This window comes from Neoroseomonas soli (assembly GCF_018129065.1).
GTDB lineage: Bacteria > Pseudomonadota > Alphaproteobacteria > Acetobacterales > Acetobacteraceae > Neoroseomonas > Neoroseomonas soli.
This window is the reverse complement of sequence record NZ_JAAEDM010000109.1, coordinates 1-11,784: the sequence shown is the minus strand read 5'-3', so window position 1 is coordinate 11,784 and position 11,784 is coordinate 1. Positions and strand designations below refer to the sequence as shown.

Annotated in this window: 11 protein-coding genes and 1 pseudogene; 4 read left to right on the top strand and 8 right to left on the bottom strand. The window is 72.4% G+C overall.

What is annotated here, in order from left to right; translation table 11 throughout:
- Nucleotides 1–299, top strand: a pseudogene (locus GXW76_RS23025) (MBL fold metallo-hydrolase); the annotation flags it as partial.
- 37 nt (nucleotides 300–336) lie between these two features.
- Here the strand turns inward: GXW76_RS23025 and GXW76_RS23020 are convergent.
- The 4 genes from GXW76_RS23020 to GXW76_RS23005 all read right to left on the bottom strand — a co-directional run bounded on the left by GXW76_RS23020 (nucleotide 337) and on the right by GXW76_RS23005 (nucleotide 3,366).
- Nucleotides 337–681 (bottom strand): ArsR/SmtB family transcription factor, encoded by a 345-nt coding sequence (locus GXW76_RS23020; protein WP_246514642.1) that lies wholly within the window; start codon nucleotides 679–681, stop codon nucleotides 337–339.
- Between the two features lie 107 nt (nucleotides 682–788).
- Nucleotides 789–1,259, bottom strand: a complete 471-nt coding sequence (locus GXW76_RS23015) for an ureidoglycolate lyase (protein ID WP_211864483.1) — start codon at nucleotides 1,257–1,259, stop codon at nucleotides 789–791.
- A 70-nt stretch (nucleotides 1,260–1,329) separates the two neighbouring features.
- Nucleotides 1,330–2,427 (bottom strand): mandelate racemase/muconate lactonizing enzyme family protein, encoded by a 1,098-nt coding sequence (locus GXW76_RS23010; RefSeq protein WP_211864482.1) that lies wholly within the window; start codon nucleotides 2,425–2,427, stop codon nucleotides 1,330–1,332.
- Between the two features lie 54 nt (nucleotides 2,428–2,481).
- The gene (locus GXW76_RS23005; RefSeq protein ID WP_211864481.1) at nucleotides 2,482–3,366 is read right to left on the bottom strand and encodes a helix-turn-helix transcriptional regulator; all 885 of its coding nucleotides are present in this window, start codon (nucleotides 3,364–3,366) and stop codon (nucleotides 2,482–2,484) included.
- 164 nt (nucleotides 3,367–3,530) lie between these two features.
- On the opposite strand from GXW76_RS23005, the gene GXW76_RS23000 reads away from it, so the two are divergent.
- Complete coding sequence (locus GXW76_RS23000) at nucleotides 3,531–4,256, top strand: ATP-binding cassette domain-containing protein (RefSeq protein ID WP_211864480.1); 726 nt, start codon at nucleotides 3,531–3,533, stop codon at nucleotides 4,254–4,256.
- A 17-nt stretch (nucleotides 4,257–4,273) separates the two neighbouring features.
- Nucleotides 4,274–5,104, top strand: a complete 831-nt coding sequence (locus tag GXW76_RS22995) for a substrate-binding domain-containing protein (protein ID WP_211864479.1) — start codon at nucleotides 4,274–4,276, stop codon at nucleotides 5,102–5,104.
- 133 nt (nucleotides 5,105–5,237) lie between these two features.
- Here the strand turns inward: GXW76_RS22995 and GXW76_RS22990 are convergent, their stop codons facing one another.
- The 3 genes from GXW76_RS22990 to GXW76_RS22980 all read right to left on the bottom strand — a co-directional run bounded on the left by GXW76_RS22990 (nucleotide 5,238) and on the right by GXW76_RS22980 (nucleotide 8,674).
- Complete coding sequence (locus GXW76_RS22990) at nucleotides 5,238–5,942, bottom strand: ABC transporter permease (protein WP_211864478.1); 705 nt, start codon at nucleotides 5,940–5,942, stop codon at nucleotides 5,238–5,240.
- A gap of 201 nt (nucleotides 5,943–6,143) precedes the next feature.
- Complete coding sequence (locus GXW76_RS22985) at nucleotides 6,144–7,529, bottom strand: ABC transporter substrate-binding protein (RefSeq protein ID WP_211864477.1); 1,386 nt, start codon at nucleotides 7,527–7,529, stop codon at nucleotides 6,144–6,146.
- Between the two features lie 95 nt (nucleotides 7,530–7,624).
- Entirely contained in the window at nucleotides 7,625–8,674 is a 1,050-nt protein-coding gene (locus tag GXW76_RS22980) for an AbrB family transcriptional regulator (protein ID WP_211864476.1), read from the bottom strand.
- A 584-nt stretch (nucleotides 8,675–9,258) separates the two neighbouring features.
- Here GXW76_RS22980 and GXW76_RS22975 point away from each other — a divergent pair.
- Nucleotides 9,259–10,968, top strand: coding sequence for a metallophosphoesterase family protein (locus GXW76_RS22975; RefSeq protein WP_211864475.1), 1,710 nt, complete (start codon nucleotides 9,259–9,261; stop codon nucleotides 10,966–10,968).
- Nucleotides 10,969–11,214: 246 nt separating this feature from the next.
- Here the strand turns inward: GXW76_RS22975 and GXW76_RS22970 are convergent.
- Nucleotides 11,215–11,784, bottom strand: a 570-nt coding sequence (locus GXW76_RS22970; protein ID WP_211864474.1) for a hypothetical protein, incomplete at its 5' end; no start/stop codon positions are given.

Below are 11,784 nucleotides of genomic sequence, written 5' to 3'. Positions count from 1 at the left end.
CGCCGCAGACGCGGCTGTGGATGTGCCACGACTACAAGGCGCCGGGGCGGGATGTCTTCGCCTGGCAGTCGAGCGTCGCCGAGCAGCGCGCGCACAACCCGCACGTCAAGGACGGCGTGACGGAGGACCAGTTCGTCGAGTTCCGCACCAAGCGCGACGCCACCCTGGCGGCGCCGCTGCTGTTGCTGCCCTCGATCCAGGTGAACATCCGCGCCGGGCGGTTTCCCCCGGCGGAGAGCAACGGGGTGCGCTACCTGATGGTGCCCGTCACGGCGCGCCGGGCGCAGGCCGTCGGCTGAAGTCTCCAGGAGGGAGCGGCGCCTCCCTCCGGCGCACTCAGTTCCCGGGCGCGCAGTAGATGTCGTGCAGCGTGGCCATGATCTTCGCCACGCGCGGATCGGCGATGCGGTAGTGGATCGTGGTGCCGGCGCGCCGGGTGGCGACCAGCCCTTCCTCCCGCAGCTTGGCGAGATGCTGCGACATGGCCGGCTGCGACAGCCCCGCGCGCTCCGCGAGCCGGCCGACGGGAGCCTCGCCCTCGGCGATCAGGGTGCAGAGCACCATCAGCCGGCGCTCGCTGGCCAGCAGGCGGAGCATCGCCGCCGCTGCAGCGGCGTGTTCCTCCATTGCGGCGGCAAGCGCCGCGCTCTCTCCCGGCTCGGCGGCGGTCGCGGTCTGCAATCCGCTCTCCTTCATGACCGAATGTTGGATCGTGCAATAGCAGTTAAGTGAGAAGACTTCGCAAGACAAGTCGCCGAATTGCGCGACCGGGCCCTCGTTTCTTCCCTTCAGGGCAGGTGAACCTCGAAGGGCGCGACCTCGAAGAACTCGTCATCCGCGGGCGTGCCATCCTTCCACATGAAGGTGGCGAACCGCGCCGGGCGGTCGATCACGGTCAAGGGGTGGTGCCAGACATCGGCACCGTAGGTGACGCCCTGGTCCGGGCGCGCGAGGAAGGCCCGCGCACGCGCCATGTCCGGTCCGCCGCGCTCGGCATGCGGCGCGACGATGACGAGCCATTGCCCCGCATCCATCGGCACGAAGGACTGCGAGGAATGCAGGTGCCGCTCCATCGTGGTGGACGTGAGCGGCAGCGCCGAAGGCGCCTTGCAGGTGAAGTACAGGGTCGGCTTCGCATGCGGCCGCCGGTTCGCGAGCGCGCCCTCGATATGGACGCGCCCCGGCGCATCCGGCGCGGCGAGGACTTCCCCGAACGGCGCGAAGGCTTCGGCGGTCAGGGGTTCGGCGATCAGGCGCATCGGTTGGGCTCCGGCTTGTCGGAAGCGCATGATCGGGCGCGGACTCCATGCCCGTCCAGGGGCGGAAGACCTATGCCAGCGCGAAGTCCTTCATCACCTCCGGCTTGAAGACGAGGCCGTGGCCTGGCGTCTCCGGCGCGGTGATCATGCCGTTCGCGATCTTCGGCAGGCTCACGAAGACGTCGTCGAGCAGGCCCATCTGCTCTGCCCAGATCCCGTTCGGGATGCTGGCGAGCAGATGCACGTTCAATTCTGGAAAGAGGTGCGGCGCGATGGTCATGCCCCAGGTGTCGGCGACCTGCGCGATCTTGCGCAGTTCCGTCAGCCCGCCGCGCATCGGGTCCGGCTGCAGGATCGGCAGGCGCGGATTCTCGAGGAAGGGCTTCAGGTCGGCGCGGCCGAAATGCGTCTCCCCGCCCACCACGCGCATGTCGAGCGCCCCGGCGCAGCGCAGGTAGCCGGCGTAGTCGTCGGCAAGCACCGGCTCCTCGAGCCAGTAGATGTCGAACTCCTCGAACTTGCGGCCCATCGTGATCGCGACATCGGCCGACCAGCCCATGTTCACGTCGATCATGATGTCGATGTCGGGCCCCACCGCGTCCCGCATGCGGCGGACGTTGTCGAGGTCCGTGCGCAGGTCGCCGACATGCGCCACCTGCATCTTGATCGCCTTGTAGCCCTGCGCGACGTAGTGCTTCGCCTTGGCGATCATCCCGTCGCCGCGCGCGCCGCGGAAGCAGCCGCTGCCATAGATCGGGATCTCGGATCGGAAGTGGCCCCAGAGCCGGTGCAGCGGCAGCCCCGCCGCCTTGCCCACCACGTCCCACAGCGCGATGTCGATGGCCGACTGCGCCATCATCGTGACGCCGCCGCGCCCGCCGGTCAGCGTCGCGCGCCAGAGGTCGCGCCAGATCGCCTCTATCGCCGAGGCATCGCGGCCGATGATGCGCGGCGCCATGGCGTCCTGGATGCAGGCGGCGATCGAGCGCTGCAGCGGCAGGTACAGAAGGTGCAGGTAGCCCATGCCGACCAGGCCGGATTCCGTGACGACCTCCACCACCACCAGGTCGCGCGTCGGGCCGAGCGCGTGGCCCGCGAGCCACGGGTCGTCCTGCCAGGGCATGCGCAGCAGGGTCGTCCGCACCTCGCGGATCGTCAGGTCGGCCATGGCGTTCTCCTCCGTTGAGCGGAGCCTGCGCGCGTGGCGCCGGGCCGGCAAGGCTCAGCCGTTGAAGGCCACGCGTCCGGTCCCGCCCACATCGTAGCCGCCCATGCGCGCGGCCCGCGCGGCGAAGGCGGCGCCGCGTGCGAAGGCGAGTAGCGCCTGCATCGGCGGTTCGAAATACTCGCGCCGGGGCATCACGAGGTCGAAGCGTTCGCGCACCAGCGGCACGAAGTCGATGCCCCGCGCCAGCGCCTCGGCGCGAATGCCGAAGCCGGCTTCGGCGCGGCCTTCCGCGACGGCGGCGGCGACCTCGTCCTCGGCCATCGCCGGTTCGGGCAGGAAGTCGATCTGGTCGAGCCGCAGCCCGGCCTCGTTCAGCAGGTGGACGAGCAGAACATGGCTGCCGGCGCGGTTCTGCCGCCCGACCACCCGCAGCCCCGGCCCCGCGAGATCCGTCACTGCCGCGAGGCCCAGCGGATTGCCCGGCGCCACGAGCAGCCCCTGGTCGCGCCACGCCCAGGTGATGCCGACATGGCCGCCCGCGCCCAGCACCTCCCGCGCCGCGGGCGCGTTCCAGGCGCCACTGTCCGCATCGAGCAGATGCACCGCCGCCGCCACCGCCTGTCCCGCCGCCAGCACCTCAAGCCCTTCGATGCTGCCTCCCGCACGCAAGGCGAGGCCGCAGCCCGACTGCCGCACCGCCCAGTCGAGCAGCGGATCGTGGCTGCCCGCCAGCACCGGCGGCGGCGCCACGCGGTGCGGCGCGTCACCCCCGCCGGCGCGCGCGGCGAGCCAGCGTTCCAGCAACCCGCGCGGGAACACCCATTTCCCGCCCAGCAGCGCAGCCGGCACCTGGCGGGACCGGGCGAGGTCGTAGAGCGCGCGCTCGGATAGCCGCAGCCAGGCGGCGGCCTCCTTCAGGGTCAGGACATCCGGCAACATCCGGCAATTCATGGCAGGCGTTGCGGCCGGGTCAAGCATCGGCTGCGTTGACGCCACTCGCTGCCGACCACACCTATCAAGGGCTGGGAGGAGAGACGCTTGGAACGGCACGGCATGGCAGGCAGCGGCTTCGGCCCGGCGCGCGCGGCAGCGCGAGGCGCCTGATGCGCGCGCCCGACACCGTCCTGCCGCTGGAAGCCTCCGGCATCGGCTTTGCCGTCGGCGCGCTGCGGATCCTCTCGGATGTCGCGCTGACCATCGCCCCCGGCGCACCCACCATCATCATCGGACCGAACGGCGCGGGGAAGTCCGTGCTGCTGCGCCTGCTGCACGGGCTGCTGGCGCCCACCGAAGGCGAGATCACCTGGGCTGGACGCAATGGCGACGCCGCGCGCCGCCAGGCCATGGTGTTCCAGCGCCCGGTGCTGCTGCGGCGCTCGGCCCTCGCCAACGTACTCTATCCGTTGCGCCTCGCCGGGCTGCCGGCGAAGGAGCGCGAGGCGCGGGCGTCGCATGCGCTCGACCTCGTGGGTCTCTCGGTGCTGGCGGACCGGCCGGCGCGGCGCCTCTCGGGCGGGGAGCAGCAGCGCCTTGCCCTCGCCCGCGCCGCGGCGATGCGGCCGGAGGTGCTGTTCCTCGACGAACCCTGCGCGAGCCTCGACCCCGGCGCCACGCGCGCGGTGGAGGAGATCGTCGCCGCGCTTGCCGCCGGCGGCACCAAGATCGTGATGACGACGCACGACCTCGGCCAGGCGCGGCGGCTCGCGGGCGACGTCGCCTTCCTGCACGCCGGCCGACTGCGCGAGCACACGCCGGCCGCGGCCTTCTTCGCCGGTCCGGCCACCGCCGAGGCCGCGGCCTTCCTGCGTGGCGAGCTGCTGCCGCACTGACCATCCGGGAGACTCGCATGTTCCGCAGAACGATCCTCGCGCTCGGCGCCCTCGCCGCGCTCGCCCTGCCCGCGGTGGCGCAGGAGCGCACGATCACCGTCGCATCCACCACTTCCACCGAGCAGTCAGGCCTGTTTGGCCACATCCTGCCGATCTTCACGCGCGAGACCGGCATCACCGTGCGCGTCGTGGCGCTGGGCACCGGCCAGGCGCTCGATGTCGGCCGGCGCGGCGATGCGGACGTGGTCTTCGTGCACGACCGCGCGGCCGAGGAACGCTTCGTGCGCGAAGGCTTCGCCGGACCGCGCCGCCACGTGATGTACAACGACTTCGTCATCGTCGGCCCCACCGCCGACCCGGCGCGCATCGCCGGGCTGCGCGACACGCCGGAGGCGCTGCGCCGCATCGCGAATGCCGGCGCGCCCTTCGTCTCCCGCGGCGACCGCAGCGGCACCCATGCGGCGGAACTGCGCCTGTGGCAGCAGGCCGGCATCGACCCCGCCAGCGGCCGCGGGCAATGGTACCGCGAGATCGGGCAGGGCATGGGGCCGGCGCTCAATACCTCCGCCGCGCAGAACGCCTACATCCTGGCCGACCGCGGAACCTGGCTGTCCTTCCGCAACCGCCAGGAGCTGAAGATTCTCGTCGAGGGCGATGCGCGGCTGTTCAACCAGTACGGCGTGATGCTCGTGAACCCGCAGCGGCACCCGCATGTGAAGGCCGCCGACGGACAGCGTTTCATCGACTGGATCGTCTCGCCGGCAGGGCAGGAGGCGATCGCATCCTACCGGATCAACGGGGAGCAGCTGTTCTTCCCGAATGCGCAGCGGCCGGAACCTACGTCGTGAAGGTCGGGGGGAAGGGAACTTCCCCCCGAACCCCCCAACCTTCTTTGGCTCCCGGGAACTGACGGCGGCGGCCGGCGCCAAAGGACAAAGAAAAGGGATGGGGGTGCGGGGGGAAGGTTCTCCTTCCCCCGCCCTACCCCGCCCACCGCGCCGCCGCGTCCCGCAACCCCTGCGCCAGCGCGTTCACCGTCACCACGATCGCCATCAGCACCATCCCCAGTGCCAGCGCCAGCGGCAGGTCGCCCTTCGACGTCTCCAGTGCGATCGCGGTCGTCATCACGCGCGTGTAGCCTTCGATGTTGCCGCCGACGATCATCACCGCGCCGACCTCCGCCGCCGCCCGGCCGAAGCCCGCGAGCAGCACCGTCATCAGCGCGAAGCGCCCGTCCCACAGCAGCGTCGGCACCGCGCGCGCGGTTGAGACGCGCAGCGAGCGCATCTGCTCCGCGTATTCCTCCCACATCCCTTCGAGCACCTGGCGCGCCAGCGCGGCGACGATGGGCGCGATCAGCACCGCCTGGGCGATGACCATGGCCGCCGGCGTGAACAACAGCCCGAGCGGCCCGAGTGGCCCCGCGCGCGACAGCAGCAGATAGACCAGCAGCCCGCAGAGCACCGGCGGCAGCCCCATCAGCGCGTTCAGCACCACGATCACCGCGCCGCGCCCCGGGAAGCGCGCCACCGCCAGCAATGCGCCGAGCGGCAGGCCGATGAGCGCCGCGACCGCCAGCGCGCCGAGGCTCACCCGCAACGACAGCAGCACGATGCCGAGCAGCGCGGGATCGCCGCCGGAGACCAGGCCGACCGCCGCCGCGAAGGCACTGCCGAGATCGTTCATGCCGCCAACCCTCCGGCCGCGCGCGGCACGGCATGATCCGGCCGCCGCCGCCCATCCGGTTGGATAGAGCAGATCCCGATCACGTGGAATCGCCTGATCGGGTGAAGATGCTCGCGGAAACAAAGGCCTGGAGCGGTGCCCGTGAGCCGAGGCGAACGGAGACCGCTCCAGCGCCGCCCGCACCCCGCGCAAGCATCCGCGTCAGCCGCCGATCGACACCACGCCACGGTGGTCGAGCCCCAGCGGCACCGTGCCGGGCCGCGCGGCGAGCGCGACGACCGGATGGAAGAGGTAGAGCCATGGCGGGTTCTCCTGCAGCCGGCGCAGGCACCGGCCATAGGCGGCTGCGCGGGCGCCGTCGTCCAGGGTGCGCGCGGCCTGCTCGATCATCGGTTCCAGCACCGGGTCGTCATGGCCTTGCCACCACGGCCCGCGCGTTCGGGAGGAGATCTTGTCCTGCAGGACGCGGAAGGTGGAGTGCGGCGAGGAATCGAAGATCGCCATGTCGCCGATCTGCCCGCGACCCACCTGGCGGGCGTAGTCTGGTCGGTCCGGCTCGGCCTGGACGCGTGCCGGAATGCCCGCGCGGGCGAGGTCCCGCGCGACCATGGCGGAAATCTCCGGTGCGCGCTCGGGCGTGTGCAGCGGGGTGCGGATCAGCAGCTCGCTCCCCGCCGCGGCCTTGGCGAACAGCGCACGGGCTGCGGCCGGGTCATGGCGGATCGGCTCGAGCGCCGCCTCCCGATGGCCGAGGTGGAAGGGGCTGACGATGGTGGACGCGGGCGCGCCCATGCCGTGGAACAGGTCCCGCACGATCGCCTGCGCATCCACCGCGAGGTTGACCGCCCGCCGCGCCGCCGCATCGGCGAAGAGCCCCTGCCGGCAATCCAGGTAGAACATGACCGAGAGCGTGTTCGCCGCAGCGACCCAATTCAGCCCCGCGGCATGCGTGTGCGGGTCGCGCATGCGTTCGAGATTCGCCGCGACCTCGACCATGCCTTCGGCGAGCATGCGGTGGCGTCCGTCGGCATCGGCCTCGGCGACCAGGCCGATGCGCGCCGGCGTGCGGCCGGGGTCCACCGCCTCGAGCACGGCATGGGAGTTCGGCGCGAGATCCACCACGCGATAGGGACCGGTGCCGATGGTGGCGCCCCCCTCCGGCGTTGCGCGCATGACGAAGAACTCGGCGAGGATCTCCGGCAGGTCGCCCATCGGCTGCGGCGTGGAGATGGACAGCATTCCCGGCCCTTCCGGCGTGATGCGCGCGCCCGCGAAGTAGCGCGCATAGGCCGAGGGCATGCCGAACATGTCGTTGCCGGAGAGATGGGCGGTGATGGCCTCGGCCACGTCCTCCGCCGTGCAGGCCTTGCCGTCGTGGAAGGTGGCGCCGAGCCGTATGGCGAAGGTCCAGCAGAGCCCGTCCTCGTCGACGCGCCAGGCACCGAGCAGCCCCGGCAGCACCCGGCCATCCTGCCAGCGGCAGAGCGGCTCGAAGACGAGCGAGCGCAGGGTCAGCAGCGACATGTCGTCGAAGACGCGGCCGATCGGCGGGAACTCCAGGCGTTCCAGCGCCATCATCAGCGTCATGCGTCGTCTCTCCCGGCGGAGTGAGTCTGGGGCCGCCTGCGTCGGGCCATGCTCCTACCACGGCGCCCGCATGTGGTCGCGGGTCCCGGCCGGGCTCAGGTCCCGTCCCCGCCGCGCCGGTGCAGCAGCCGGAATGCGGGCGGCGTGAGCACGGTGACGAGGAAGATGCGCGTCACGTGCAGCGTGACGATCAGCGCCACGTCCATGCCCAGCACCTTGCCCGTGAGGCTCATTTCCGCCACCCCGCCCGGCGCGGTGCCGAGCAGCACCGCGCCGGGCGGTTCCCCGAAGGCCCAAGCGAACAGCCCGCCCGCGACCGCGCAGACCGCCATCAATTGCAGCACCTGTGCCACCGCATGCGGCAGGAAGCGGCGCAGGGGGCGGATGCTCTCCCGCCCGAAGCCCGCGCCGAGGCTCACGCCCAGCACCACCTGCGCCAGCGCCGAAAGCCATTGCGGTATGCCGGACAGCGCGAAGCCCGAGGCGGTCAGCCCCGCCGTCACCGCCAGCGGCCCGAGCATCCAGCCCGCGCGCACGCCGATCCGCACCAGCAGCGCACCCGCGGCAAGGCCCCCGGCGAACTGCAGCGCCAGCACGCCCGGCAGGAAGGGCAGCACGGCGGAGGCCTGCGGCACCTCCCCCTTCAGCCCGGCCAGCGCAAACAGGTTCGGCACCAGCACCACCACCGAACAGACGCGCAGCAATTGCGCCAGCGCCACCGGCGCCGGCCGCCCGCCATAGGATTCCGCCAGCATCGCCATGTCCGCGACGCCGCCCGGGATGGAGGCGAACCAGGCCGTCGCCATGTCCACCTTGCCGCGTTTCGCGAGCAGGGGCGCCAGCGCCGCGCCGATCGCGAGCGTCACGAAGGCCGCGAGCAGCAGCAGCGGCGCCTTGGCCATGAGCAGCGCCGCCGTGGTCGGCGTGAAATAGGCGCCGAGCGCGATGCCGATGATGCCGAGGAAGGCATTGCGCAGCCGCGGATGGCCCTCCGCCGGCAGGCCGAGGAGACGCACCGCCGCCACCGCGACGAGGGAGCCGATCAGCCAGGGCAGCGGCAGGTGCAGCGCCGCGAAGGCGGCGCCGCCCAGCCCGCCGGCGGCGCCGCCGAGCAGCAGGCGCAACCATTCCGGCCAACCCTTCACGCCTGCCCTCCAGGCGTGGGGGCTGCGCCGCATCCGAACCGTCTCACCCGCACTGCTCCGTGTCTCCGTTGCTGCCGGGCCGTACTACGCGCCGCGCGTGCGTGCGGAAACCGCGTCGCGCCCGGGATAGACGACAGGAAGCGCGGAGCAATTACGGGGCCATGAAGCCGTCTGCGCGGTTCCACGGATCGTGCCGGCAAGCCGACGAGCGCCGCCTTGCCTGTCCGGCAGGCATGAGAGGACCCGCCGCCGCTCGCCGACGTCCGCAAGGCCGGGCAGTCCGCGCGCGCATGCGAGGGCGAACGTTCGGCCTTTGTCGCAGCCTGCGTTGTTTCGAGCGGGCAGTCTGCGCGCGTTTATGAGGGCGGGCGATGTCGGGACGTTCCTCTACGCCGACAACGGGCAGTCCGCGCGCATGCGAGGGCGAACGGGGCGCATGTCCGGGCCGAGGAACGGGGCAGCCCGCGCGCATGCGAACGCGCTGCCGTCCCGGCGGGCGGCGCCGGCGGCCGGCCGGGGCCGCATGGCGGCCTGCGCCGGCCGCGCCTAGAATGGTGGCGCCGCCGCACGGGAATCCCGCCGACATGTCTTTCGCCGACCCGCGTGACGGGGACCTCGAGGATGATGCCTCGAGCACCTCGCACCATTCCCTGCTCGGCCATGCCTCGTACATCCTGCTCGAGATCAGCCTGCCGAAGCTGGCGCTCGCGGCGATCCTGCTGCTGGTCGTGCCGGCGGTGCTGATCGGCGGCGCGCCCAAGGCCGCGCTGTGGTTCGCCGGGACGGTGTGGAACCAGGTGTCGGAGGCCGGCCGGGTGGCCTCGGTGCTGGCCTTCCTCGCTATCCTCGGCGTCGTGGCCTGGCGCTGGGGCGGGGCGCTGTTCCGCGCCACGGAACGGAACTTCTGGTCGCTGAACGCGGCGCTCGTGCAGCCGCTCTACATGGCCGTGCGGGAAGCCGTGGCCCTGCTGACGGAACGGTTCGCGCCGGGCGGCTTCGCCCGCGCGCGGCGGATCGCGGGGCCGGTGGCGGGGCTGCTGCTCGCATGCCTCGCGGCCATCGTCGTCGTGTCCGTGGGCCCGCTGCCGGTGGTGATCGTGGAGGACACCAGCCCGGCGGGCCTGCTGCGCGCCGCGCAGGATTCGCTGCGCAACGGCGTGTGGGCCGTCGCCGTCTACCTGATGTTCGGCGCGCCGGCCTGGAGCATCGCCGAGGCCGTCGCCGGCACGCCGCGGGACCTGGACGGCGGCGCGCCGGATGGCCCCGCGACCTGGCGCATCGCGCATCTGTCCGACATCCATGTCGTCGGCGACCCGCACGGCTTCCGCCTGGAATGCGGCCGCGACGGGCCGCGCGGCAACGACAGGCTGGCCCGCACGCTGGACGTGCTGGAGGACGAGGACGCAAGGCAGCGCCTCGATTGGGTGCTGATCACCGGCGACATCACCGATGCCGGACGCAACGCGGAATACATCGCCTTCGAGGACGCGGTCTCCGCCCATCCCGCCCTGCGCGAGCGCATGCTGATCATCCCCGGGAACCACGACGTGAACATCGTGGACCGCGCCAATCCGGCGCGGCTCGAACTGCCTGTCGCACCCGGCGGCGCGCTGCGGCGGATGCGCATGCTGAGCGCGATGGCGCGGCTTCAGGGGAAGCGCGTGCACGTGGTGGACCGACGCGCCCGGCGCGTCGGCCCGACGCTCGATGCCTGGCTGGCCGAAGCCGGGCGCGGCGCGGCGCTCGCGCGCTTCATGGACGAAGGCGGCCTGCGCGCCGGCATGGCCGCGCGCGAAAGGTGGGACGAGGCCTTCCCCATGGTCGTCCCGCCGCCCGCGCCGGACGGGCTCGGCGTGGTGCTGCTCGATTCCAATGCGGAGACGCATTTCTCGTTCACCAATGCGCTCGGCCTGGTGGGCATGGCGCAACTGCGCGCGGCGGAGGCGGCGATGGCCGAATACCCCGCGGCGCGCTGGCTGGTGGCGCTGCACCACCACCTGATCGAGTATCCACGCCCCGGCGCGCCGCTCGCGGACCGCATCGGCACCGCGCTGGTGAACGGCCATTGGGTGCTGCGCCGGCTCCGCCGCGTCGCGCCGCGCATCCTGGTGCTGCATGGGCACCGCCACTACGACTGGATGGGGCGCAGCGGCGCGCTACGGATCGTCTCAGCTCCGTCGCCCGTGATGAGCGCGCCGCCGGGCACCGAGGGCCATGCCTGGATCCACGCCCTGGCGCCGGCGCCCGATGGCGGGCTGGCGCTGCTGGCGCCGCGGCGCGTCGTGGTGCCCTGATCGCGAGTTCCCTGCGATCATCCGAGTGTTCGGTGGATGGCCGCGATGGGCAAGGCCACGGTCGCGAAAGCCGATCCCCGACCCGCCGACGACATCCTCGCCGCCATTCACCGCCGTTGCGCTTGCACCCGCGCGATCGGAGAGGGTTCAGGATCGGCGCACGAGAGCGGTGTCCACAGGGGCGGAAACCGCCTTCGCACTGTGTGGGCGAGCACCTTCACGCCTACGGCTGGTTCCGGCCGCAGGCTATCGGCTCCAGGCTTCCGCGAGCGGCAGGCCCGCCAACCGGGCGGCCGCCCGGGCGCAGCGGTCGGACTCCCCCTCCGCCAGCAGTTCGGCGACCACGCGCGGCATGATGGCCGCCAGCGCGGCCAGCAGCGTGCTGTCCCGCCCCGGCGCCACGCGGTCCAGCCCGCGCAGTTCGTCCCCCTCCAGCACAAGCACGAACTTGTCGCCGTATGCGTCCTTCTCGGTGCCGGGCCAGGCCTCGAAGGCCCGCGGCCAGGCCGGCGCGCGGCGGAATTCCAGGACCACGTTGGCACCGGAGACGCCGAACTTGAGCTTCAGCTCCCGCCAGCGTTCGCCGCGGCAGGCGAGGTCGCGCAGCCGCAGGTCCAGCAACTCCCACCCCTCTCCCTCCTGCCGCGCGTCCAGCACCGCGCCCGCATAACGCGGCGCCCCGTCGATGCGGGCGGCGCCCTCGGCAGCGGCCGGGGCGGCGGATGGCCACGTCACGCGCGGATAGGGGCCTTCGAGGTCGCGCAGCGGCGGTGCCCGCACCTGGCGGGCCGCAGCGGGGGGCTCCGCCGCCACGGC